Genomic DNA, 24,339 nt, shown 5'->3' with positions numbered 1-24,339 from the left:
GCAAACATGGCGAATAGTGTACTAAAAGGCAAATTTGTCATTGCATGCTCTTTCTTGGTGGCGTTAACCCTGCAAACGATCCCTTGGCCTGGAGTATTAGATCTGCTACGCCCATCTTGGCTATTGCTTGTCACCTGCTACTGGGTGTTAGCATTGCCTCACCGAGTCAACGTAGGTACAGCATTGATCGTCGGTCTGTTTTGGGACTTATTATTAGGTTCAACCCTTGGTATTCGAGGGATGATGATGTCGATTGTGGTTTATCTTGTTGCGCTTAACTTTTTGGTTATTCGTAACATGGCTCTGTGGCAACAGGCTATTTTAATAGGAATAATGTCGGTTATTTTGGATGTACTCATTTTCTGTGGTGAGTACCTGATTCAAGATGTGATGTTCAATCCTGTTACTATGTGGAGTGGATTGATCAACTGCATATTGTGGCCTTGGATGTTCTTATTAATGCGTCGAGTCAGACGCCATTGGCATGTACGATAAACAATGACTAAACCACTGATTTTGGCTTCAGGCTCGCCAAGAAGAAAAGAGCTACTTACTCAATTGGGCTTTCAATTTTCTGTTTTTAAGACAGATGTTGAAGAGAGTCAACAACAAGGCGAAACACCATTTGAGTATGTGTCGCGCTTGTCGCTAGATAAAGCGATGGCTGCTGTTGAGCTACAACCAGAATCAGTGGTGTTAGGCTCCGATACGATTGTCGTATGCGACAATAATGTATTAGAGAAACCTGACGACTTAGCGCATGCTAAACAGATGCTACTGATGCTTTCAGGCCGAGAGCATCAAGTGATGACCGCCGTAACGGTGGCGACTAAAGAGATTCAAGAGACTGTCGTGGTATCGACAGACGTATGGTTTAAGACCCTGTCAGAGCAAGAAATAGAACTATATTGGCAAACGGGTGAGCCATGCGATAAAGCTGGCAGTTATGGGATTCAGGGTATCGGTGGGCGTTTTGTCACCCGTATTGAAGGCAGCTATTACGCTGTCGTTGGCCTACCACTGTTTGAAACTGACCAGCTCTTGCACAAATTTTTATAATTTTATTTTTGAGGTGCGCTCATGAGTGCAGAGTTGCTGATCAATGTGACCCCGAGTGAAACTCGTGTGGCCATGATTGAAGGGGGAACCCTACAAGAAATCCATGTCGAACGTGAAGCTAAACGCGGTATTGTTGGCAATATTTACAAAGGCAAAGTCAGTCGAGTACTGCCGGGTATGCAAGCCGCTTTTGTTGATATTGGCCTAGAGAAAGCCGCGTTTCTGCATGCGTCTGATATTGTCCCGCATACTGAATGCGTTGCTGACAATGAAAAACAGCAATTCCAAGTTCGTGATATCTCTGAACTTGTTCGCCAAGGACAAGACATTGTCGTGCAGGTGGTGAAAGATCCGCTTGGTACTAAAGGCGCGCGTTTAACCACGGATATTACCCTTCCTTCTCGTTACTTAGTCTTTATGCCAGGAGCTAGCCACGTTGGTGTCTCTCAGCGTATCGAAAGTGAACAAGAACGTCACCGTCTCAAAAAGGTCGTGGGCCATTACTGCGACGAGAACGGTGGCTTTATCATTCGTACTGCTGCAGAGGGGGCGGACGAGAAAGAGCTTTCGCAGGATGCTGCTTTTCTAAAACGTCTTTGGTCTAAGGTGATGGATCGTCGCAGTAAGTACAAAACGCGCGCTACCTTGTATGGTGAATTAGGCCTGTCACAGCGAATCTTGCGTGACTTCGTCGGTACTGAGCTAAACAAGATTTTGGTCGATTCACGTACAGAGTTTGAAAACCTCAAAGAGTTTACTTCGGAATATGTCCCTGAACTGACAGAAAAGCTTGAGCTTTATGAAGGTGAAAAGCCTATCTTCGATATGTACGACACCGAGAATGAGATTCAACGTTCATTAGAGCGCAAAGTTGAGCTTAAATCGGGTGGCTACCTGATTATCGATCAAACAGAAGCGATGACGACAGTTGATATCAATACCGGTGCTTTCGTTGGGCGACGTAACCTTGAAGAGACGATTTTCAATACCAATATTGAAGCGACTCAGGCTATTGCGCGCCAATTACGCCTTCGCAACTTAGGCGGCATCATCATTATCGACTTTATTGATATGATCGCCGATGAGCATCGTAATCGCGTACTGACCTCACTAGAAAATGCATTAGACAAAGATCGCGTTAAAACCAATATTAATGGCTTCACTCAGCTTGGTTTGGTTGAGATGACCCGTAAGCGTACTCGCGAAAGTATCGAGCACATCTTGTGTTCAACGTGCCCAACCTGTGAAGGTCGTGGCAGCGTTAAGACCGTTGAGTCTGTGTGCTACGAAATCTTACGTGAAGTGACACGAGTCAACCGCGCTTATGATGCGGACAAATTCGTTGTTTATGCCTCACCTGCGGTTGCCGATACCCTGCAAGGCGATGAGTCTCATGCACTGGCAGAGCTAGAGGTCTTTATTGGTAAGCAAGTGAAGATTCAAGCTGAACCTCTTTATATCCAAGAGCAGTTTGATGTTGTAATGATGTAAAGGCTGCATGTGACTACGACTGCAACTCGTCTAACGCGATTTTTTCTTTGGTTGACCGTTACTGTTCTGGTTGTTTTGGCAATCGCAGTGACGGCTCTGCGTATCGCACTACCTCAGCTCAACCACTTTAAACCTCAGATTCAAACTTGGGTTAACCAAGGCTCAGGTTTGGATTTTGAGATTTCTAGCCTACATGGTTTTTGGCGTAATACTCATCCATCGATCTCACTACAAGGGGTTAGAGCGCAAACGCCCGAGAGCAGTGGCATCCATTTTTCTGCTGAAACGGTTGAAGTTGAACTGGATCTGTTCCAAACGATCATGCAACTTCAGCCTGTTGTTGCAGATTTGAATATTCATCAGCTCAATTTAGATATTACTTCCGTACAGTGGGCAACGAATGACGACAAGTCAGAGTTAAAACCGCAAGGTGAGCAAAAGGGAGTGATACAACAGTTAGACCAGCTGTTCCTTCGCCAGCTAGACAGTTTTACTTTAGCCGACTCGCAAATTCATTTCTTAGGCATTGATGGTACCGATCGTGAACTGAGTATTGCCAAACTGAGGTGGCAAAATAATGGTCGTCAACACCTTGCAGATGGCGAAATCAGTTTAGTTAATACCCAACTGAACTCTGCGCAGGTAAAAGCAAACTTTGTCGATTACGGCTCGTTAGCAGACGTAAGTGGCGAGTTTTATGTCTCTGTACAAAACGTGCTAGTGACACCATGGCTGAGCAAGTACCTCAAAACAGAAACAGGCATAGAGAAAGGCCAGATCAGCTTTAATAGTTGGTTAGAACTTGAGAAGAGTCAGCCAGTAAGTGCTTACTTAGAGTTGGAGTCCTCTGAGCTAATTTGGCAAGAAGGTGAACGCCATGAACTGTCGATAGAGTCAGGTTTTCTCGAACTTGAGCCGAAAGATAATGGTTGGCAAGTAAATGCTCACTCACTTGAATTGAGAACCGATGAGAAAGAGTGGCCTGAACTTGATATGGCCTTTGATTGGCAGCCTGAACAATGGCGCCTCAATGTCTCTCAACTCGATATAGCAACTATCACTCCCTTGGTCAAACTGGCGCCAAACTCTCAAGCGACGTCAAAGTTAATCGAGACATTTTCACTTGGTGGTTTAGTTGAAGATATTCGCGTTTCCATGAGCGATGGTCTTGATAGCCTTAAATACTCGGCGGATCTCACTGGAGGCACTATGTCTCAGTGGGAGCTACTGCCAGGTGTTCATCATCTATCGGCTAAAGTTTCAGGTAACTTGCAGCAAGCTAAAGCCAGTGTTTCTCTGATTGATGACGTCTTACCTTACGGTGAAGTATTTCAAGCTCCGCTCAATATCAAACAAGGCCAGGTGGATATTGTTTGGCAAAACAATGAGCAAGGTTGGAGTCTGTGGGCGGATAAAGTTACTGCCGCAACCCCCGATCTGCAAGTACTTGGTGCCTTTCGTCTCGATTTTCCTAAAGATCGAAGCCCGTTCTTATCTTTTTATGCTGAAGCTGACCTCTATAACGCGGGTGAGACTTGGCGTTACTTACCAACTTTAGCGCTTGGCCGAGACCTAACGGATTATTTGAGTACCGCTATTCAAGGTGGTCGAGTTAACACTGCAAAACTGCTTTGGTATGGAGAGTTAGGTGATTTCCCTTATCATAAAAACAATGGCATGTTTCAGGCTTGGGTGGGTTTAAAGCAGGGCAAATTTAGCTTTGATACTGCTTGGCCAGCGATTACCGACTTACAGCTCGATCTACTGTTCCAAAATGATTCGATGTACCTTGATTCACATAGTGCAACGTTAATGGATGTAAAAGCTCAGCGTATTACAGGCCGAATTCCTAACCTTGGCCCTGATGGGCACATTGAGATTGAAGCGCAAGCCAGTGCTCAAGGTAATGCGGTACGCGATTATATGACAGCTTCACCATTGGTGGACTCTGTTGGTGCAGCGTTGACGGCAGTGCAAGTTGATGGACCGGTGAAATCGAAGTTCCAGCTTAATATCCCATTTGATATGGATAAAAAAGCGCGTGCTTGGGGTTACGCTGACCTAAATAAAAACCATGTGACCATTGATGCGCCACCAATGACACTAGAAACTGTGTCTGGTCGGGTAGCATTTGATAACGATGTGGTCAGTGCCGCTGGGTTATCCGCAGAGCTACTCACTCAGCCTGTCTCAATCGATTTTAGCGGAGAGAACATTGATCAAGGCTATGGTGTGGCGATTGATGTGGTTGGGGATTGGGATGTTAAACCGCTGGCTCCTTACCTTGGTAATCGTTGGGTAGCGCCTATTGGCGGGCATGCGCCTTGGCAGATGGATATTGACCTACAACTCAATGACGTTGGCTTTACGTACCAAATTGATACAGTTGCAGACCTTAAGTTAGTAAGCAGTAACTATCCAGCGCCGTTAGGTAAAAAGAGCGGTGAAAAAGGCAAAGCACGTCTGCAAGCGTCAGGTAACCAAGAGAGTATTACCGCAAGATTGCAACTGCCGAATGCTAAGTATCAAACCGAAATCGACATTCGCCCAGATGTGCCAGTTCTCAAAGCGACTAATTTAGTACTGGGTAAGGGTAGCTTTAAAATCAGTCCAATTACTGGCCATCAAGCTCAAGTTCGAACTGACAAATTTAATCTAGATGATTGGCTTGAAGTCGCGACCCAAAAACAAACCAACTCGTCGGCGGTATTGGCGCAAATGAAAACGCCGCAGATTCCGTTACCATCAAGAATTGATCTCGATGTAAAAGAGCTGACTTTGGCAAATATCGAATGGAATGATGTCGACTTCAGCGCCAAGCGTAAAGGTTTGGGTTGGTATATGAACCTCGACAGTCAGGAGGCGAAAGGAGAAGCGAGTTACCTTGAGCCTTATGATTTATCGGTTTCTCTTGAGCGGCTCCATGTTTATGTGCCAGCACTGGATAAAGAGCTAAAAGATAAAAGCATGTTCGACAGTACCAATGATGAACAACCATTGGTAAGCGCCTTTGATCGAACTTTCCATCAGCAGATCCCGAATATCACGCTAAATATAGATGACTTCTGGCTTCAGGGATATAAGGTCGGTAAAACTCACTTAGATCTTCAACGCCAAGGTGAAAAAATTGAGTGGAAGAAGCTCTCGTTTGAAAGTGGTAGTAATAAGGTCAGTATGAATGGTTGGTGGCAACTAAACGATAAGCAAAGTCACACTAAGCTCAATATTACTATGGCGGGAGAGAATAACAGTGACGTGATGGAGCGCTTTGGTATCTCTTCAGGTATTCAGCGTGCGCCTTTCGATATTAGTGCCAATATCGAGTGGGATGGCTCACCGTGGTCAGGTAGAGTATCGAGCTTACAAGGTGATGTGAAAACCAAGCTAGGTAAAGGTGTTATTTCCGATGTCAGTGGCGCGGCGAGATTACTGGGTATTTTCAGTCTTGACTCAATTATTCGCAAAATGCAGCTCGATTTTACCGATGTGTTTGATGATGGAATGGCGTTTAATTCTATTACCGGCAGTGGTTCAATTCGCAACGGTATTTTCCTTACTAATGACATCAACATGGATGCGCTAGCAGGTGAAATGAACATTAAAGGGTTAGCGAACCTTAATAGCCGAACAGTGGATGCAGAGGTTAACTTTACCCCAGATATTACTTCAGGAATTCCGGTCTTAACCGCCTTTGCTGTGACGCCACAAACTGCGTTATACGTACTCGCTATTACAACGGTGATTTCACCTGTGGTGGAGGTCTTTACTCAAGTTAACTATGAAGTGAAAGGGCCATTGGATGCGCCTATAGTTAAAGAGTTATCACGTAGCCAAGGTGAATTTAAGTTGCCGAAGAAACTGCGAGAAGCGGTGGAATAAGGAGAGTTGCTCATGGAACGAGTGGGGTTAATTCAGATGACATCTGGGCCAAATCCGCAACACAACTTGGCGTATATTCGTCAACAGGTAAACGCCTTAGCAAAAGAGGGCGCGACTTTTATCGTCACTCCAGAGAACAGCCTGGTTTTCGGTAGTCGTAAAGACTATCACCAACATGCAGAGCCTTTGACAACCGGCCCATTACAAAACGAGTTAGCTGCTCTTGCGCGCGATAATTCGGTGTGGCTGCTGATTGGTAGTATGCCTATCCAGCAGCAAAAGGGTGTTACTACCACATCACTGCTTTTTTCTCCACAAGGAGAGCGAGTCGCGCATTATGATAAATTACATATGTTTGATGTCGATGTTGCCGACGGACATCAACGTTATCGAGAGTCTGAAACTTTTACTCCGGGCTCTCAAATTGTGACTTATCCAGCTCCATTCGCGCATCTTGGCTTGAGTATCTGCTATGATATCCGCTTTCCTGCACTGTATAGTGAACTTACTCGGTTAGGTGCCAACCTGATTCTTGTTCCAGCTGCATTTACGGCAGTGACGGGGCGAGCGCACTGGGAACCATTATTGCGTGCGAGAGCGATTGAAACGCAGTCATGGCTTATTGCAGTAAACCAAGCGGGAGTCCATCCGTGTGGGCGAGAAACTTGGGGACACTCCATGGTGATTTCTCCGTGGGGAGAGATTATCGGGACACTATCTGATCAACCAAGTAATTTATTAGTCGAAATTGACCTAACCCAAGTCGATGAGTTGAGAGCCGCTATGCCAGTAAGGCAGCACACTCGATTCAGCAATCAGTTACAAAATTAAGAGCAAAGTATGACCATAAATCACGTAGAAGACGCGTTGCTTAAACCAGCCGGACTTAGTGAGCAAGATATTGCAGATACCTTAGCAAGTATTGCTACTCGCCAAATCGACTATGCAGATATCTATTTCCAGTCAAGCTGGCATGAGTCTTTGATATTGGAAGATAGCATCATTAAAGATGGCTCTTTTAATATTGACTGTGGTGTCGGTGTGAGGGCAGTAACTGGCGAAAAGACGGGGTTTGCTTATTCTGACCAAATTCAGTTAGAAGGCTTAAAGCAAAGTGCAATTGCGGCGCGAGGTATTGCTCAGCAAGGTCAAAATGGTCAAGTTCAAGCATTTAAGCGTAGCGATAACCAGAGTTATTACGCTGCTGCTAACCCACTAGAAAGCTGGGAAAAAGAGCAGAAAACTCAATTGCTTAAAGAGTTGGATGCTTATATCCGCACTAAAGAGCCATTAATCAAAGAAGTGTCGGTTAGCTTGAGTGGTGTCCATGAACAAATGCTAGTTGCAGCAACCGATGGTACTTACGCTGGCGATATTCGTCCTTTGGTTCGCTTATCAATTAGCGTTCTTGCTCAGAAAGGTGATCGCCGTGAGCGCGGTAGCTCAGGCGGTGGCGGTCGTTTTGGTTATGACTTCTTCTTATCTGATAGTGATGGCGTTAAGGTTGCTTACCACTATGCAGATGAAGCGATTCGTATGGCTTTAGTCAACCTTGAAGCTGATGCTGCACCTGCAGGTATGATGCCAGTAGTGCTTGGCTCTGGTTGGCCTGGCGTATTGTTGCATGAAGCGGTTGGTCATGGTTTAGAAGGGGACTTTAACCGCAAAGAGTCTTCAGTCTTTAGCGGTAAAGTAGGCCAAAAGGTGACTTCAGAACTATGCACGATTGTTGACGATGGTACTTTAAAAGACCTACGCGGTTCTTTAAACGTTGATGATGAAGGTGTAAATGGCCAGTACAACACACTGATCGAGAACGGTGTGCTAAAAGGTTACATGCAAGATAAGCTTAATGCGCGTCTTATGGGGGTAAACCCTACTGGTAATGGCCGTCGTGAATCTTACGCTCACCTGCCAATGCCACGTATGACCAATACTTACATGCTACCGGGTCAGCACACGCCAGAAGAGATTATTTCAACAGTTGAGAAAGGCTTATATGCACCAAACTTTGGTGGTGGTCAGGTTGATATCACTTCTGGTAAGTTCGTTTTCTCTGCCTCTGAAGCTTACTTGATTGAAAACGGTAAGATCACCCGTCCTGTTAAAGGGGCAACTTTGATTGGCTCTGGTATTGAGGCAATGCAGCAGGTCTCAATGGTTGGTAATGATCTTAGTCTCGACCGCGGTGTTGGTGTATGTGGTAAAGCAGGCCAAAGTGTACCAGTCGGTGTTGGTCAGCCAACATTGAAGCTAGACTCAATCACAGTTGGTGGTACAGAGTAGAAATCGAGTACGCATTGCTTCGAGTATCTAGAGCGGACTTCGTCCTTCGAGAGATACCGGTGGAAAGTGAGACAATAATTGCAGGCAGTGATACTTTTCTTAGGAGTTTATTGTCTGGATGTAAAAGTAAAGGGTTGGCCCATTGTGCCAACCCTTTAAATTTTCGAAACTCGAAACTCGAAACTCGAAACTAGATCCCGTCACGTTCGATAGGGCAGCTCATACAACGCGCACCACCGCGGCCGCGGCCGAGCTCGTTACCCGGAATAGTCAGAACCTCGATACCGGCTTTATCGTATTTCTCATTGGTGTAGACGTTGCGTTCATAACCGATAACCACCCCCGGCTTGACTGTTAATACGTTATTGGCATCATTCCACTGCTCGCGCTCTGCTTCGTAGCTGTCGCCGCCAGTGGTAATGATCTTCAAGTAATCTAAGCCAAGTGCTTCCTCAATGGCATGAATGAAGCTCGGTACTTTCTCTACTTTCATATCACCATCGTCTTTTGGTGATAGACGCCAAGTGTTGAGATCTTTACGCATGATCTCTGGGTAGACTGAGAAAGTATCGATATCCATGTGAGTCATCACGGTATCTAAGTGCATACATGATCGGTGTTTTGGTAGCTCAATCGCAATCACTTCTTTGGCTTGACCGTGTTTAAATAGGCTTGCCGCAAGGTTTTCTACACCCTGAGCAGTTGTTCTTTCAGACATACCAACAAGGACTGCACCCTTACCAATAACCAGTACGTCTCCGCCTTCAATATTGGCGTTATCGTAATGAAGATCTTCATCACCGAAGTACTTAATAAAGTCTTGGCCAGCAAAAGCAGGGTGCCAACGATAAATCGCACGCAGGTGGTTAGTTTCACGCTGACGAGCAGGTTTCATCATTGGGTTAAGAGAGACGCCACCGTATACCCAACATGACGTATCGCGGGTAAATAGATGGTTTGGTAGCGGCTCAATCACAAAGTCGAGAGGCTGATGCATACGCGGTAGCATTGATGACGACTTGATTGGTAGCTCTGAATAAGCAAGGCCACCAAGCAGGACTGTTGCTAAGTGCTCGTTGTCCATATCAGATAGATAGTTGCGTAGGTCCTTGGCAAACGTAGGGCCGTAGCGGAAATCAGAAATCTGGGTATTAAGTAGCCAAGCTCTCGCTTCAGCAACGTCTAATGTTTCTACCAGTAAGTTGTGCAGAAGTAGAACTTCAACCCCTTGATTGGTTAGTGTTTGGGCAAACTTGTCATGCTCTTCACCAGCGGCTTCTACAGCCAATACATCATCAAATAACAGTTCATGACAGTTTGAAGGGGTTAAGTGGGTGAGTGCTCGCTCAGGACGGTTTAACAATACTCGTCTCAATTGACCAACTTCTGAGCCTACATACAACTTACTCATTTTGTATCCTTACAATTAATTCCAGAGCGTATTTATGACAAGTTTGTTATAAAGATGCAAGCTAGCTTATTGGCTAAAATAACTATCTTTTGTTGTTATTTTGGGTTTTTATACTAAAAATGGTCGTAAATTTATAGGATTGCCAAATGCCTGCTTTGAGTTGGTCTGTTATAGAGTTGCGTCTCTATGCGTTAAAGGTGTGTAGTAGGAGTGCGAAGTTCCAGAGAGTAACAGCATAGCTATTCACTAATAGGCCTTTTGTTATCGGTGATGCATATTTTTATGCATTTACTGCTGAGTACTTGATATGCAAAGAATGCTGATAAAAACGCATAATCTCGCTTTATAGGGGATAAAGAGTTTAAAAGAGATAATTCTGAATCAGCCACTTGATAACAAAATGTTAAAATTACTTTATTGTGAACTGGATCAGGTTTGATCTTGCCGACGAAGACTGATAAAGATCGCGATCAAGCCATATTCTGGGTAGTAATTTTGCTGGATCCATGCGATATTTCGTCGCTGTAAATTACGATCTATTTTGTCACTATCTGGAGCACGACTTATGTCTCACGAAGATGAATATCTATCTGTTGAAGAATTAATTGAGATTCAAAAGGAAGAGACTCGCGATATTATCCAAGCTTTGTTAGAAGATGGCAGTGAGCCAGATGCTTTATATGAGATCGAACACCACCTTTTCGCTGAAGATTTCAATACCCTAGAAAAAGCAGTAGTTGAAGCATTCAAGATGGGTTTTGAAGTTCTTGAAGCTGAAGAAACAGAAGACGAAGACGGTAATAAGCTGCTTTGTTGTGATGCAACAATGGAATCTGCGTTAAATGCAGAGGCGATTGACGCACAGGTTGAAAAGCTTATCCATCTCGCTGAGAAGTACGACATTATCTACGATGGTTGGGGTACTTACTACGAGGGCGAAGACGCTCTTTACCCTGAAGAAGATGACGAAGAGTAATTAACGGCGTTTTGCTCGTTAAGTTAGAATTGAGAATGCCAGTCGAGTGACTGGCATTTTTGTATCTTTATCCCATACGCTGCTTTATAATCTCCCAAACTTGATCTGGCTCAATTTATAAAACGGTTTATGCAGCTTTCACTTGCTGGTCTTTGGCAGATTTCTCCGCTTACAGACCTATCTATTCCACAAGATGACATCACTTTTCCTGCGCCTTTAAGTGCTAAGCTTCCTGACTCACTCTCTGAGGCCGAGATTGCTGCGCAAGAGTGGCACTTGATGCATGATATTGAGGTGGATGAAGTGATGATGGCGTTTCCTGCGGTCGATCTTGTGATTGCTGGGATCGATTACCATGCTGAAGTGCGTTTGAACGGTGTTGCTGTATTTGATTGTGATGGCAGCCAAGCTGAATATAAGAAAGATATTCGCCCTTACATGCAGTTAGGCCGAAACCGCTTTGAGGTTCTGTTTCTTGAAGAGGAAGAGGAACTGTTGTTTGAAGAAGATCAGCTAGAACTGTGTTCGCTTGGTGAGCAGCAATACCAAAAGCTTGATGGCCGCATTGGGGTTTGGAAAGAACCCTTCCTACAATTTATCCGCAACGTACGTTTAGAGCACATCACGACTGAGCAAATTTGGCACCACGGCGGTGGCTGTGAGTTTCTAGTCGATTTGCATTATCAGACTTACTCTCCGGGCCTTGTCTCAGCGGCAGTTAAGTTCAATGGTATGACTTACCACTTGCCAATCGATGTGCGTGACACTCACGCTAGCGCACTATTTCAAATAGAAGCGCCAATTTACGCCGATGCTGATAATCCAAATCTTGATGACTTATATCTACTGGAAGTGACGCTTGATGGCCAAACCCGACGTTTGCACATCGGGTTAAACAAAGATATGTGTGTATCCCATTACCCACTTTAAGCGTGAGCGCATCCCCAATGTAGTGTGGCTTGTTGTTTACGTAGCCACACCTTTTCATGAAAGTAGTAAGCGAAGGTATTGATGGTTGGTTCAATCGCAGCCATGATACCGCCAACAAATGCATCCCCCGTCAATAGATACACCACACCAAAAGCAACACTAAAGTGCACAACGGCAAAGCTAGCTGTTTTCACCTTGGCAGAACGAGCCAGTTTCTGTAGTGCTATGCTTTGTTGCCAAATGCGCTCATGGAAGTAGAAAGCCACTGAGTTTACGCTCGGCTCGATCATTGCAATCAGACTACCAATCAGAATATCACCTGTTAATACATACGCGACTGTGAACGCGATAGTGAAGTGAATAGTAGCGAATGTAAGTGTCTTTTTCATAACAATAACCTAGTCGAGTAAACTTGATGAGGTTATTATTGATAATTATTCGCATTAAATGAATTGGGTTGTAGCGATAGTGTTGATAGGTGATATCTATTGATTTTCTAAGTGATGAAAAAGGCGCATTACGCGCCTTTACTATTTGCAGTTGGTCGTCGTCAATTAGCCTTGAGGCTTAACCACTAGTACATTGATAGGAGAGTTCTGAACTACTTTACTCGCCACTGAGCCAAGCACAACTTTATCAATTTTAGAGCGTTTGTGGCTCGGCATTACAATCAAATCGGCACCTAGCTTTTCTGCAAACTCTAGGATAGTTGAGTAAGGTTTGCCTTCAGTCACATGCACCTTATACACCACGTCATCAGCAATATGGTTTGCGGCAAACTCTTTAAGCTGCTTTTCCACATCTGCTTTCATTTTTAGTGCAGCATCTTTCGGAAAGTAAGTTGCGACCATCGACATATGAATGCCAGGTAACACATTGAGAATATGTACTTCGGCGTTAGAGTGTTTCGCGTGCCAAACAGCCAATTCGACAGCCTTATCTGAAAAGCCTTTATCGTTTAAATCAACAGGAACAAGAATCTGCTTGTACATCATTATTTCTCTTATTGTTCACCTTAAAGAACGTCTTTAAGGGGGAGTTAATGCATCCTTAGCTTAATTGTAGCCCTACTCTAGGAGTAGGGCTGATTAAGTTACGCGCTCAGCTGTTCCTTTCGAGCTCGTCTTCTTTGGTTCATCGCCAGACCAATCAGAAGAAGTAACGCTGGGACAAATACCCACTCCTTCATCGGGCGGTCTGCATTGACAACCACAGAACGAATTTCCCAGTCAAAATCGACACCAGCGGCTTCCGCAGGGCTACCGAATTCGACCATATCAACCAACATACGACCATTGGCGTCATTTAGCATTAGACCCATCGAGGCAATGCGTTCTTCGGCTGTTGTCGCACGGTCTTCAAAAGGCAAACGTACTGTTTTAGAAATGTAGTCGCCTTCTAGGTTTTCACCAGCAACCAGTAGTTCAATCTCTTCACCCACCTTCAATTGCTCAGTGATTTGTACGATCTCAGTACCAGGGTGCAGAACCTTCGCAGGGTAAATTTGATCCCACCAGAAACCAGGGCGGAAGAAAGTAAACGTTAGCACTAATAGGGCAACAGTTTCCCACCATTTGTTCTTAGTAAACCACCAGCCCTGCGTTGCCGCAGAGAAGATCAACATCGCGACGATCGAAGAGAAAATCGTCAGCAATAAGTGCCAAATACTATCAATACCCATTAGCAGTAGCTGGGTGTTGAAGATAAACATAAATGGCAAGATTGCCGTTCGGATATCGTAAGTAAAGCCTTGAATACCGGTTCGGATCGGATCCGATTTAGCAATTGCAGCTGCAGCAAATGCAGCTAAACCAACAGGCGGAGTATCATCAGCCAAAATACCGAAGTAGAACACAAATAGGTGGACTGCGATCAATGGAATGATCAAGCCACTTTGTGCACCAAGAGTGACAATGACCGGTGCCATCAGTGTTGATACAACGATATAGTTAGCGGTTGTTGGCAGACCCATACCTAAGATCAAGCTGATCACAGCGGTAAATAGCAACATCAGGATGATGTTACCGCCAGAGATAAACTCAACAAAGTCCGTCATAACCAGACCTATACCCGTTAGCGTTACCACACCAACAACGGTCCCCGCTGCTGCTGTCGCAACACCGATACCAATCATATTACGAGCACCTGAAACCAAACTTTCAGCGAGATCAACAAAACCTGCTTTAGTTTGCTCAGCAAGGTTGCCTTCCTTAGAAAGAATCGCAATCAATGGACGCTGCGTGATCAAGATAAAGATCATGAACACGGTTGCCCAGAAGGCTGATAGACCGGGCGAGAAACGTTCAACAGTCAAACACCAGACTAAAACAACGATTGGTAGTAAGAAGTGCAGACCAGATTTAATCGTTGGACCTGGATCCGGCACTTCAGTTAGCTCAGCGTCAATCTCAATTGCGCCTTCTTGAGCGTATTTCGCTGATATGTTTACCAAGGCCACGTAAGCAACCAGTAAGGCGACAGTAACGATAGGTGTTGCTGCTTCACCAAAGACATCTTTTGTCCAGCCGACACCATAGTAGACTGCAGCACTGATAACACACAGACCCAAAATAGTGCCAGTAAACGACAATAGGCTATGAATGAACTTCGGCGTATGACGACGAGGTAAACCAGTCATACCTGCTTTACATGCTTCTAGGTGAACAATGTAGATAAGTGCGATGTACGAGATCAGAGCTGGAAGGATCGCCGCTTTGATGACTTCAACGTAAGAGATACCCACGTACTCAACCATCAAGAATGCTGCAGCACCCATGATTGGTGGAGTTAGCTGACCGTTCGTTGAAGCCGCAACTTCTACCGCACCCGCTTTAGTCCCTGGGAAGCCAACACGCTTCATCAGTGGAATGGTGAATGTACCGGTGGTTACTACGTTAGCAATCGATGAGCCTGAAACTAGGCCTGACAAGCCAGAAGCAACAACCGCTGCTTTTGCTGGACCCCCTTTCATATGGCCCAATAGCGAGAATGCTACCTTGATGAAGTAAGCACCAGCACCAGCACGTTCAAGCATGGCGCCAAACAGTACAAACAAGAATACAAATGATGTTGATACGCCTAGTGCGACACCAAATACACCTTCAGTGGTTAGCCACAGGTGAGACATCGCCTTGTTTAAGCTTGCACCTTTATGCGCAATCACATCTGGCATATGAGGACCGCCAAATGTGTAGAGTAAGAAGACTGCAGCAACCACCATCAGCGGTGGACCTAAAGCGCGGCGTGTTGCTTCCAGCAGTAGCACCATACCTATCACGGCGATAACAATATCAAATGAGGTTGGTGCTCCAGAGCGCCCCGCGAGTTGAGTGTAAAAAATATAGATATATGCAGCAGAGAAGGCACCTGCTAATGCCAGCAACCAGTCGATAGCAGGAATGCTATCCCTTGGCGAGCCCTTCATTGCTGGGTAAGCTGTAAAGGCAAGGAATACAGCAAACATTAAATGTATAGAACGCGCTTCAGTATCGTTGAGTACGCCAAAATTAAAAATAAATGGAAGAGGGGAAGCGTACCAAAGTTGGAACAGTGACCAACATAGCGGCACAAACCATAAGATGCGACCAGACAGCCCAGAAGGAGCGCGTGCACCAGTATCGGATTGAGCCACCATTTCTTGCACATCTTGAGACGGAGTGTTTGTCTTCGACATGTACTTAATCCTTATTATAAATGGTCCGTATAATTATGGTTATGAGAACCTTTATTTAGCATCTTTTAGTGTAGTGAAAAGATGAAATATTGCTCAGTTGTGTGTTTTTCTTAGGTATAAAACGAGAAAGAGTTTCAAGAATGTGAAACCCAAAATAGAGTGTAGTGCTTTGACTACAGTGACATTAACTAAGGAGGCGTTGTGCCTCCTTAGTTATCAAAGAGTGCTTACTTAAGTAGGCCGATCTCTTTGTAGTATTTCTCTGCACCTGGGTGTAGAGGGATAGAAAGACCAGCTTGAACCATGTCTTCTTTTTTCAGGTTAGCGAACGCTGGGTGTAGACGCTTAAATGTATCGAAGTTTTCGAATACAGCTTTTGCTACGTTGTACACTACGTCGTCAGAAACGTTGGTTGTTGTTACCATAGTTGCGGCAACACCGAAGCTGTTTACGTCTTTGTCAGTGCCACGGTACATGCCCGCAGGAACTGTGCTGAATGCGTAGTAAGGATTGTTAGCAACGATTTCATCGATCTTAGCGCCAGTTGCAGGAATTAACTTAGCGTCACATGATGTGGTTGCTTCTTTGATCGATCCGTTTGGGTGACCAACTACGTATACGAATGCGTCAATCTTGTTATCACAAAGAGCTTGTGAACGCTCAGAGCCTTTCAGCTCAGAAGCCAGTTTGAAGTCATCGTTAGTCCAGCCCATAGCTTCCATTACAACACCCATTGTTGCACGGTCACCAGAACCTGGGTTACCAATGTTTACACGTTTACCTTTTAAGTCAGAAACGTTTTCGATACCAGCATCGCTACGAGCGATGATGTTGAAAGGTTCTGTGTGTAGAGAGAACACTGCGCGTAGCTCTTTGTATGGGCCTTGCTCAGCAAACTTACTTGTACCGTTGTAACCGTGGTACTGCCAGTCAGACTGAACGATACCGAAGTCTAGTTCGCCTGCACGGATAGTATTCACGTTGTAAATTGAACCACCAGTCGATTCTACTGAACAACGAATGTTATGGTCCTTACGGCCTTTGTTAACTAGCTTACAAATTGCACCACCAGTTGGGTAGTAAACACCTGTTACTGAACCTGTACCGATTGTGATGAACTCTTGAGCGTTAACTGCGCCTGCGCCCATTACTGCAGCAGCAATAGCGCCAACTTTAATAAGTTTGTTCAATGCCATGAATTTCCCTTCCTTTATTCATTATTAACCCATAGCAAGTGTAGTTGCTATGGGTGTTTCCTCTTACTGGAAACGGCATCTTTTTCAATCCGTATGTTGAAAAAGTGGCTGAATAATAGCAAAAAATTGGCACATAATTACACGGATGTTAAAGAGTATAGGCAAAAAGCCTGAATGTTAACCTAATCCATTGGGATTATTTCAATAGTAAAGTTCTTTAAAATCATCGCGTTACGTTGGTTGGTTAACTAAGGTATGATTTTTTTAAGATGTGATCTTAATCACGCCGCAAATTTGGCGGCGTTATTTGTATTTGGTTGGTTTATATGAAACTAACCTGTGTACTCGAACAGGTCACAAACTGAGTTAAACAGCTGCTCTGTGGTAATCGATAGTGTTGGAGTAATAAAGATAGTGTCATCACCGGCAACGACACCTAAGATGCCTTCTGCTTTACCCAGTGAATCAAGTAGGCGAGCGATAAGTTGAGCGGCACCTGGTCCGGTATGAATTACAACAAGTGCGTTGTTATGATCGATATCGAGCACTAACTCACGCAGTGAGCTTGATACTGTTGGCACCCCCAGTTCAGCGGGAAGACAGTAAACCATCTCCATTTTTGCATTGCGTGTACGTACCGCACCAAATTTGGTCAGCATACGAGACACTTTTGACTGGTTGATGTTATCGAACCCTTCGTTTTTAAGAGCTTCCACAATATCGCCTTGGGAGCCGAAACGTTCTTCTTTAAGTAGGGCTTTAAAAGCGCGAACGAGGTTATCTTGTTTTTCTGAATGGCGCATGGTTCTCTTTCTATGTTTGTTTTATAAAAAGCAAGTGAATATTCTCGCATAGGTATGCAATATGTGCCAATGCTAAACCTAAATTCTGTCTAGTAAATCACTGTAAAAATGGCAGGATTTATTGACAGAAAACCGTTTAATTCTTTGTTATCCAAAAGGTTTAAGAACATAATGGCGTAAAGGTGTGAAGCCTGATTTTGATGGCTTGCGCAAGGTCGCAAAGCTGACGTTAATCATTTGTAATCATCTTGTGATTACTATAGGTTGAACACACCGATTTCAAATCGACTTACAAAACATATATAAGAGAGTCATCTCAAGGAGAACTACGATGAAAGTAGCCGTTATTGGTGCCGCTGGTGGCATCGGTCAAGCCCTAGCCCTACTACTGAAAAACCGCCTACCTGCAGGTTCAGATCTAGCCCTTTATGATATCGCTCCGGTTACTCCGGGTGTTGCAGCAGATCTAAGCCACATCCCAACGCCAGTATCGATCAAAGGTTACGCTGGTGAAGACCCATCTCCTGCACTAGAAGGTGCAGACGTGGTTCTAATTTCAGCAGGTGTTGCTCGTAAGCCAGGTATGGACCGTGCTGACCTATTCAATGTTAACGCAGGTATTGTGAAGTCTCTTGCTCAGAAAATTGCTGATGTTTGTCCAAAAGCGCTAGTGGGTATCATCACAAACCCAGTTAACACGACGGTGCCAATTGCAGCTGAAGTTCTTAAGAAAGCCGGTGTTTATGATAAGCGTCGTCTATTTGGTGTGACTACACTAGACGTTATCCGCTCTGAAACATTTGTTGCGGATCTAAAAGACAAAGATCCAGGTGACGTTCGTGTACCAGTTATTGGTGGTCACTCAGGCGTAACTATCCTTCCACTACTTTCTCAAGTTGAAGGTGTTGAGTTTACGGCTGAAGAGGTGGAAGCGCTCACTAAGCGTATTCAAAACGCGGGCACTGAAGTTGTTGAAGCGAAAGCGGGCGGTGGCTCTGCAACTCTATCTATGGGTCAGGCAGCATGTCGCTTTGGTCTAGCGCTAGTGAAAGCGGCACAAGGTGAAGAAGTGGTTGAGTACGCTTACGTTGAAGGCGATGGCGAGCACGCACCATTCTTCGCGCAACCTGTGAAACTAGGTAAAGACGGCGTAGAAGAAGTACTAAGCTACGGTAAGCTAAGTGACTTCGAGAAGTCTGCACTAGACGGTATGCTAGAAACACTTAATGGTGATATCCAAACAGGTGTTGACTTCGTAAACAACTAATACGAAGCAGAGTTTGTAAAAGCCGACTTTCGAGTCGGCTTTTTTGATCCTTTTTCTTTTTCGGCTGTACACTTATTAAGTAACAGAGGAGAGAAAAGATGGATATCAGTGAACTTGAAAAAGGGATGCTAGTTGAATGCCGCCAAGGGATTGGAACCGTAATTGCAGTGGACGAGAGTGCACATGCCGTGGTGATCGAAGAGCGTGTCTCGCATCAAAAGTTTGAGGTCGATATTGAGGACTTAATGGATGATCCTCAACTGCATCTTGGCTGCGAGCGTTACTATTAGTTGTCGTTAAAAGTCGTGGCAATAAAAAAGCGAGCTAAACAGTTCGCTTTTTTAATCTCAATCGCGTCGATTATTTACGAACTGCGATTGCTTCAATCTCGATACCCACATCTTTAGGTAGACGAGCAACCTCTACACATGAACGTGCTGGGTAGTTTGCTACGTTGTGCTCATCAAAGAACTTACCATAAACCTCGTTAACCGTACCGAAGTCGTTTAGGTCTTTAACGAAAACTGTCATTTTTACGATGTCTGTAACGGTTAGGCCAGATGCTTCAACTACCGCTTTTACGTTGTCTAGAGATTGACGTGCTTGCTCTGCGATATCTGCTGATACTTCACCCGTTGCTGGGTTTACTGGGATTTGGCCAGAAGTCAGAACCATGTTGCCTAGATCAACACCTTGTACGTATGGGCCGATTGCTGCTGGAGCTGATTCTGTGTGAAGTACTTTAGTCATTATTATGTTCCATCTGTTTAAGGGGGAAGTATGAAAACTCAGTGTGCCGTGAATCGCGTGCCGCGTAAAGAAAAAATCCCCGCTAACGTGCTGCGAGGATTGATTGAAATATCAGCGATAACGGCGACTTATCAACTAGCGCTCAGTCACGATTTCGCGTGAGAATACTTTTTCGCAGTATTTGCATTTCAAGCGAATGTCTTCTTTTTTCTCAAATACTTTAAAGCTGCTCTCTACGGGCTCATCGTGAGTTATACAGTTGGTGTTTGGGCACTCAAACACGTTGTTGACTTGCTCAGGTAACTCTAGTGGTAGTTTCTTGACGACTTCGTAGTTTTCGATTTGGTTTACCGTTGCATGCGGTGCGTAGAGCGCCAGTTTGCTCGCTTGCTCTTCACTGATGAACACATTCTCAATTTTAAGCAGATCTTTATGGCCCAGAGCCGAAGAAGGTAAGTTAAGACCGACAGTGACGCGTTGCTCTGATTTGTGCATTGAGAACAGCTTAAGCACCTTAATGCCAATTTGTGCTGGGATGTGGTCGATAACGGTACCGTTTTTAATTGCTTCAACCTGCAATTGAGTTTCTTTAGACATGGTAATTCTCCTCTCGATTACAGGGTTTCGTTTAGAACTAGTGCCAGTAGAGCTTCACGCGCATAGACGCCATTTTCGGCTTGCTGGAAGTAGTATGCATGTGGCGTTTTATCGACATCGACAGTGATTTCATCAACGCGTGGTAGCGGGTGAAGGACTTTCAAGTTTTCGCGCGCACCTTCAAGCAGGGCTGCGGTCAAGATATAAGCCGATTTGATGTGAGCGTATTCAGATTCATCAAAACGCTCTTTCTGGACGCGAGTCATGTACAGCACATCCAGTTCAGGCACCACGCTTTCCATGTCGGTATGCAAGCTGTACTCGATACCCGCTTCATCTAACTCTTCACAGATGTAGTCTGGCATTGCTAGTGCTTCTGGCGCGATGAAGAAGAAACGTACGTTAGTAAATTTCGCCAGAGCTTGAGTCAGGGAATGAACGGTACGACCGTATTTAAGGTCACCAACAAAGGCAACGTTAAGGTTGTCTAGGCGACCTTGGGTTTCAGCAATAGAGAATAGATCGAGTAGTGTTTGTGTCGGGTGCTGGTTAGCGCCGTCACCTGCGTTAATTACAGGCACGCCATTAGAGAACTCAGAAGCAAGACGTGCAGCGCCTTCTTGTGGGTGGCGCATAACAAAAGCATCAACGTAAGAAGAGATAACTTGCACTGAGTCAGCCAGTGTTTCACCTTTTTTCGCCAGTGAAGTATTACCACCATTATCAAAACCAATCACGCTGCCACCAATGCGCTGGATTGCCGTTTCAAAAGAGAGGCGAGTACGTGTCGAAGGTTCAAAGAAACAGCTCGCAATCACTTTATTTTTGATTAACTCAGGTTTTTGATCGGCTTTAAGCTCACCCGCTGTTTTGACAATCAATTCAAGCTCTTCACGTGAAAGCTCAGGAATTGAGATAATGTGCTTGTTATAAAGCGTGTTGGTCATAATCATCTTCCCATCTGAGTACTAAATTTAGGCAATAAAAAAGCCCCCCATTACGGGAGGCTTTAAAAATCGGTGGAAATAGAAAAACGTAACGCCGGTAAGCATGTTAGCTTACCCAGTGTAATACGCTTTTTAGAGCACGAATTACGTGGCATTGTTTTACTACCTCCAGACAAATTGCCGAGCATTATACGCTGAAGATTGGTGAACGCAAGCGATTACATCGTGGCTTTTAATGTCGACTTTTGTCAATTGTTACTGTCCGAGTGTGGCAACCATCACGGCTTTAATGGTGTGCATGCGGTTCTCTGCTTCATCGAACACAATTGAGTGCTCAGACTCAAATACCTCATCGGTGACTTCCAGCCCGTTCATGCCATACTTTTCGGCCACTTGTTTGCCAATGGTGGTTTCATCATTGTGGAAAGCGGGTAGGCAGTGCATGAATTTCACTTGCGGGTTACCTGTTTTCTCAATCACATCCATATTGACTTGATACGGAGTCATCATCGCGACACGTTCATCCCACGCTTCTGGCGCTTCACCCATAGAGACCCAAACGTCGGTATAGAGGTAATCACAGCCTTTAACGCCTTCTTCGACGTTTTCAGTCAGGGTGATTTTTGCCCCTGTGTGTTGTGCTATTGCTTGACACTCGGCAACGAGGTCAGCTTCTGGCCAGTATGCTTTGGGCGCAACAAGGCGGATATCCATGCCCATTTTAGCCGCGCCAACCATCAGCGAATTGCCCATGTTATTACGTGCATCTCCGAGGTAGGCGAACTTAATTTGATGTAGCTGTTTACCACGGCCATGTTCCAGCATGGTGAGGAAATCAGCCAAGATTTGCGTCGGGTGGAATTCGTCGGTGAGACCATTCCAGACCGGGACGCCAGCATGTGCACCGAGCTCTTCCACAATCTCTTGGCCAAAACCACGGTACTCAATGCCATCGTACATACGCCCTAGAACGCGAGCGGTATCTTTCATCGACTCTTTGTGGCCGATTTGTGAGCCTGAAGGGCCGATGTAAGAGACTTGAGCACCTTGATCAAACGCAGCGACTTCAAATGCGCAGCGAGTACGAGTTGAGGCTTTTTCAAAGATCAGAGCAATATTTTTACCAACCAGCTTTTGTTGCTCGGTCCCTGCGTATTTGGCTTTTTTCAGATCAGCAGAGAGATCAAGTAAGAATTGGATCTCTTTTGGAGTGAAATCGAGTAGCTTGAGGAAGTTTCGGTTACGTAGATTAAAGGCCATACTCCAGTCCTTGAATGTTCATTCGTTTAATGGAGTTAGTTAAACATATTTAACCAATGCTTGTGAATAATTATTTTAAATAAATGCCGAGATATGAATTATATCTCGGCATAAGTGATTATAAATTCTCTTCGGCATATTCAGCAAGGCGGCTGCGAACCACACCGTTAAGGTGGATATTGGCGCTGCCTTCGAAGTTTTTGAAGCGCTCAACCATATAGGTTAAACCAGACGTCACGGGGGTAAGGTAGTGCGAATCAATCTGCGCTAAGTTACCAGAACAGACGATCTTGGTACCTTCACCACAGCGGGTGATAATGGTCTTAATCTGAGAAGCGGTGAGGTTTTGACACTCATCAAGCAGAACAAAGGCATTTTGGATCGAGCGGCCACGCATAAAGTTGATCGATTTGAACTGAATATTGGCTTTATCACAGATGTACTTAAGCGATCCTTCAGTGCAGTGATCATTTTTATGCAATGCTTCCAAGGTGTCGGTTACTGCGGCAAGCCAAGGTAACATCTTCTCCTCTTCACTCCCTGGTAAGAAACCGATCGCTTCTCCGATGTCCGGTGTATTACGAGTCACGATGATCTTATCAAATACGCCCTTTTCTATGGTTTGCTCAAGTGCTGCGGCTAGGGCAAGCAGAGTCTTACCACTACCCGCAGCGCCGGTTAAGATCACTAGATCGATATCTGGATCGAGTAGGGCATCCAGCGCCATACCTTGGTAGATGTTTTTCGGCGTAATGTCCCATGCCCGCCGATGCATCATGCGCTCACGACTGAGATCTTTTATTGTCACCGTGTCTTGCTCAATATCTTCAACCCGTCCTGCGAAGTCACTCTCTTCATCAATCACATATTGGTTAATGTAGGTCGGCTCAAAAGGCGCTCGGTCTAAGGTATGGTAAGTTCTGCCAGAGTAATTCTTGCTTTCCACTTGGCTGACACCGCTCCAGAAGTCTCCTTCGATTTGTTGGAAACCTTTAGTCAGGTATTGAACATCATCAATTAATTGGTCAGTGCGGTAATCTTCAACAAAGCGTACCCCAGCACCTTTGGCGCGCAATCGCATGTTGATGTCTTTGGTGACCAGGATGACTTCACGGGGGGCGCGCTTGTTTTGTAGATAAAGCACACCGTTAAGAATGCGGTTGTCGCCGGCTTTGTCTGCAAAGGCTTTGACTGTTTCTTGCAATTCGAAATCAGCCAATATTGAAATGTGGCCGGTGGATTCTTGCTCTTTGTTGATCGGAATCCCTTCTGAAATTTCATCAGGAGTGGCGTCTTTAAACATCGCTTCAAGTGCTCGAATGGCAACGCGAGCGTCTCTGGCAACATCGCGCTTGCTGTCTTTGATGCGGTCGAGCTCTTCGAGGACTGTCATCGGTACGACGACATCGTGTTCTTTGAATGAGTAGATGGCTAGTGGTTCATGAAGAAGAATATTGGTATCGAGGACAAATAGCTTCCGGTCTGTATCGCCCATAAGCGTCTCCTTGCCGACATGCGGCTTGCTTACCCCTCATACTTTTGCATGAAGTGGTCTACCTGCATTGCTTGCAGAGATGTAGCCCGGTAATCAGAGAACGCTGATGGTTTGACTACAAATACTGCAAACCCGTGTTGTTCGTCATCTTATCAATGCATCTTTTGTACCTACGTTTTTCTGACACTAAAGATGCACACTCATTAATAAGTATAATCGTCTTTCTCAACACTCTTAGTTAGAAGTGCCACTGATTTCTTACACTTTGATGTCAAGCTCAGCTTGAGCAAAAAATTGTTGGTTTTTGAGGCCTTTGTAC

At 44.9% G+C, this 24,339-nt stretch carries 21 protein-coding genes; 10 read left to right on the top strand and 11 right to left on the bottom strand.

The features are described 5' to 3' along the window. The first annotated feature begins 6 nt into the window (after positions 1-6). From mreD to tldD, 6 genes are read left to right on the top strand one after another with little or no spacing between them, the layout of a single operon-like run. Positions 7-495 (top strand): rod shape-determining protein MreD, encoded by a 489-nt coding sequence (mreD, locus tag ACU01J_RS11960; protein WP_481085907.1) that lies wholly within the window; start codon positions 7-9, stop codon positions 493-495. 3 nt (positions 496-498) lie between these two features. Next, positions 499-1,059 carry a Maf family protein gene (locus ACU01J_RS11955; RefSeq protein ID WP_481085906.1) on the top strand — a complete coding sequence of 187 codons (561 nt, stop codon included), beginning with the start codon at positions 499-501 and terminating at the stop codon, positions 1,057-1,059. Between the two features lie 21 nt (positions 1,060-1,080). After that, a complete protein-coding gene (gene rng / locus ACU01J_RS11950) occupies positions 1,081-2,550 on the top strand; it encodes a ribonuclease G (protein ID WP_481085905.1) in 1,470 nt (489 codons plus the stop codon). Positions 2,551-2,559: 9 nt separating this feature from the next. Further along, positions 2,560-6,429: a YhdP family protein gene (locus ACU01J_RS11945; protein WP_481085904.1), complete on the top strand. Its 3,870-nt coding sequence runs from the start codon at positions 2,560-2,562 to the stop codon at positions 6,427-6,429. Between the two features lie 12 nt (positions 6,430-6,441). After that, the gene (locus ACU01J_RS11940) at positions 6,442-7,260 is read left to right on the top strand and encodes a carbon-nitrogen hydrolase family protein (protein WP_481085903.1); all 819 of its coding nucleotides are present in this window, start codon (positions 6,442-6,444) and stop codon (positions 7,258-7,260) included. Between the two features lie 9 nt (positions 7,261-7,269). Next, a complete protein-coding gene (tldD, locus tag ACU01J_RS11935; protein WP_481085902.1) occupies positions 7,270-8,715 on the top strand; it encodes a metalloprotease TldD in 1,446 nt (481 codons plus the stop codon). A 190-nt stretch (positions 8,716-8,905) separates the two neighbouring features. Here tldD and arcA read toward each other — a convergent pair whose 3' ends face one another. Then, a complete protein-coding gene (gene arcA / locus ACU01J_RS11930) occupies positions 8,906-10,126 on the bottom strand; it encodes an arginine deiminase (RefSeq protein ID WP_481085901.1) in 1,221 nt (406 codons plus the stop codon). Positions 10,127-10,691: 565 nt separating this feature from the next. Between arcA and rraB the strand changes: the two genes are divergently transcribed. Then, on the top strand, positions 10,692-11,102 hold the full coding sequence (rraB, locus tag ACU01J_RS11925) for a ribonuclease E inhibitor RraB (protein ID WP_053437933.1): 411 nt from the start codon (positions 10,692-10,694) through the stop codon (positions 11,100-11,102). Positions 11,103-11,231: 129 nt separating this feature from the next. Beyond that, positions 11,232-12,032, top strand: a complete 801-nt coding sequence (locus tag ACU01J_RS11920; RefSeq protein ID WP_481085900.1) for a glycosyl hydrolase 2 galactose-binding domain-containing protein — start codon at positions 11,232-11,234, stop codon at positions 12,030-12,032. On the opposite strand, the gene ACU01J_RS11915 is transcribed toward ACU01J_RS11920, so the two are convergent. The 5 genes from ACU01J_RS11915 to argR all read right to left on the bottom strand — a co-directional run bounded on the left by ACU01J_RS11915 (position 12,029) and on the right by argR (position 17,704). Next, positions 12,029-12,421 (bottom strand): DUF2061 domain-containing protein, encoded by a 393-nt coding sequence (locus ACU01J_RS11915; protein ID WP_481085899.1) that lies wholly within the window; start codon positions 12,419-12,421, stop codon positions 12,029-12,031. The genes ACU01J_RS11920 and ACU01J_RS11915 overlap by 4 nt on opposite strands. Before the next feature lie 165 nt (positions 12,422-12,586). Continuing rightward, positions 12,587-13,024, bottom strand: a complete 438-nt coding sequence (locus tag ACU01J_RS11910; protein ID WP_053437936.1) for a universal stress protein — start codon at positions 13,022-13,024, stop codon at positions 12,587-12,589. A gap of 101 nt (positions 13,025-13,125) precedes the next feature. Continuing rightward, complete coding sequence (locus ACU01J_RS11905; RefSeq protein ID WP_481085898.1) at positions 13,126-15,705, bottom strand: TRAP transporter permease; 2,580 nt, start codon at positions 15,703-15,705, stop codon at positions 13,126-13,128. Between the two features lie 227 nt (positions 15,706-15,932). Beyond that, entirely contained in the window at positions 15,933-16,901 is a 969-nt protein-coding gene (locus ACU01J_RS11900; protein WP_481085897.1) for a TAXI family TRAP transporter solute-binding subunit, read from the bottom strand. A gap of 332 nt (positions 16,902-17,233) precedes the next feature. Further along, complete coding sequence (argR, locus tag ACU01J_RS11895) at positions 17,234-17,704, bottom strand: transcriptional regulator ArgR (RefSeq protein WP_004415727.1); 471 nt, start codon at positions 17,702-17,704, stop codon at positions 17,234-17,236. A 331-nt stretch (positions 17,705-18,035) separates the two neighbouring features. Here argR and mdh point away from each other — a divergent pair, with 331 nt between their 5' ends. Both mdh and ACU01J_RS11885 read left to right on the top strand, forming a co-directional pair. Beyond that, complete coding sequence (mdh, locus tag ACU01J_RS11890) at positions 18,036-18,971, top strand: malate dehydrogenase (protein ID WP_004415726.1); 936 nt, start codon at positions 18,036-18,038, stop codon at positions 18,969-18,971. A gap of 98 nt (positions 18,972-19,069) precedes the next feature. Beyond that, positions 19,070-19,261, top strand: coding sequence for a hypothetical protein (locus ACU01J_RS11885; RefSeq protein ID WP_481085896.1), 192 nt, complete (start codon positions 19,070-19,072; stop codon positions 19,259-19,261). 70 nt (positions 19,262-19,331) lie between these two features. On the opposite strand, the gene ACU01J_RS11880 is transcribed toward ACU01J_RS11885, so the two are convergent. The 5 genes from ACU01J_RS11880 to ACU01J_RS11860 form a co-directional block, all read right to left on the bottom strand. Next, positions 19,332-19,721, bottom strand: coding sequence for a RidA family protein (locus tag ACU01J_RS11880; protein WP_004415724.1), 390 nt, complete (start codon positions 19,719-19,721; stop codon positions 19,332-19,334). A gap of 135 nt (positions 19,722-19,856) precedes the next feature. Continuing rightward, entirely contained in the window at positions 19,857-20,318 is a 462-nt protein-coding gene (pyrI, locus tag ACU01J_RS11875; RefSeq protein WP_053437940.1) for an aspartate carbamoyltransferase regulatory subunit, read from the bottom strand. Between the two features lie 17 nt (positions 20,319-20,335). Next, on the bottom strand, positions 20,336-21,265 hold the full coding sequence (pyrB, locus tag ACU01J_RS11870) for an aspartate carbamoyltransferase (protein ID WP_053437941.1): 930 nt from the start codon (positions 21,263-21,265) through the stop codon (positions 20,336-20,338). A 255-nt stretch (positions 21,266-21,520) separates the two neighbouring features. Beyond that, positions 21,521-22,525 carry an ornithine carbamoyltransferase gene (locus tag ACU01J_RS11865; protein WP_481085895.1) on the bottom strand — a complete coding sequence of 335 codons (1,005 nt, stop codon included), beginning with the start codon at positions 22,523-22,525 and terminating at the stop codon, positions 21,521-21,523. A gap of 118 nt (positions 22,526-22,643) precedes the next feature. Beyond that, positions 22,644-24,020 (bottom strand): PhoH family protein, encoded by a 1,377-nt coding sequence (locus tag ACU01J_RS11860; protein ID WP_481085894.1) that lies wholly within the window; start codon positions 24,018-24,020, stop codon positions 22,644-22,646. Between the last annotated feature and the right edge of the window lie 319 nt (positions 24,021-24,339).

This window comes from Vibrio sp. 2433-A1 (assembly GCF_056726085.1).
Note: the sequence above shows the minus strand (reverse complement) of the source record. Positions and strands in the feature narration are given on the sequence as shown.

Coding starts and splice junctions, on each gene's coding strand:
- mreD (WP_481085907.1), top strand. CDS start 7: ATGGCGAATAGTGTACTAAAAGGCAAATTTGTCATTGCATGCTCTTTC.
- ACU01J_RS11955 (WP_481085906.1), top strand. CDS start 499: ATGACTAAACCACTGATTTTGGCTTCAGGCTCGCCAAGAAGAAAAGAG.
- rng (WP_481085905.1), top strand. CDS start 1,081: ATGAGTGCAGAGTTGCTGATCAATGTGACCCCGAGTGAAACTCGTGTG.
- ACU01J_RS11940 (WP_481085903.1), top strand. CDS start 6,442: ATGGAACGAGTGGGGTTAATTCAGATGACATCTGGGCCAAATCCGCAA.
- tldD (WP_481085902.1), top strand. CDS start 7,270: ATGACCATAAATCACGTAGAAGACGCGTTGCTTAAACCAGCCGGACTT.
- arcA (WP_481085901.1), bottom strand. CDS start 10,126: ATGAGTAAGTTGTATGTAGGCTCAGAAGTTGGTCAATTGAGACGAGTA.
- rraB (WP_053437933.1), top strand. CDS start 10,692: ATGTCTCACGAAGATGAATATCTATCTGTTGAAGAATTAATTGAGATT.
- ACU01J_RS11920 (WP_481085900.1), top strand. CDS start 11,232: ATGCAGCTTTCACTTGCTGGTCTTTGGCAGATTTCTCCGCTTACAGAC.
- ACU01J_RS11915 (WP_481085899.1), bottom strand. CDS start 12,421: ATGAAAAAGACACTTACATTCGCTACTATTCACTTCACTATCGCGTTC.
- ACU01J_RS11910 (WP_053437936.1), bottom strand. CDS start 13,024: ATGTACAAGCAGATTCTTGTTCCTGTTGATTTAAACGATAAAGGCTTT.
- ACU01J_RS11905 (WP_481085898.1), bottom strand. CDS start 15,705: ATGTCGAAGACAAACACTCCGTCTCAAGATGTGCAAGAAATGGTGGCT.
- ACU01J_RS11900 (WP_481085897.1), bottom strand. CDS start 16,901: ATGGCATTGAACAAACTTATTAAAGTTGGCGCTATTGCTGCTGCAGTA.
- argR (WP_004415727.1), bottom strand. CDS start 17,704: ATGCGCCATTCAGAAAAACAAGATAACCTCGTTCGCGCTTTTAAAGCC.
- mdh (WP_004415726.1), top strand. CDS start 18,036: ATGAAAGTAGCCGTTATTGGTGCCGCTGGTGGCATCGGTCAAGCCCTA.
- ACU01J_RS11885 (WP_481085896.1), top strand. CDS start 19,070: ATGGATATCAGTGAACTTGAAAAAGGGATGCTAGTTGAATGCCGCCAA.
- ACU01J_RS11880 (WP_004415724.1), bottom strand. CDS start 19,721: ATGACTAAAGTACTTCACACAGAATCAGCTCCAGCAGCAATCGGCCCA.
- pyrI (WP_053437940.1), bottom strand. CDS start 20,318: ATGTCTAAAGAAACTCAATTGCAGGTTGAAGCAATTAAAAACGGTACC.
- pyrB (WP_053437941.1), bottom strand. CDS start 21,265: ATGACCAACACGCTTTATAACAAGCACATTATCTCAATTCCTGAGCTT.
- ACU01J_RS11865 (WP_481085895.1), bottom strand. CDS start 22,525: ATGGCCTTTAATCTACGTAACCGAAACTTCCTCAAGCTACTCGATTTC.
- ACU01J_RS11860 (WP_481085894.1), bottom strand. CDS start 24,020: ATGGGCGATACAGACCGGAAGCTATTTGTCCTCGATACCAATATTCTT.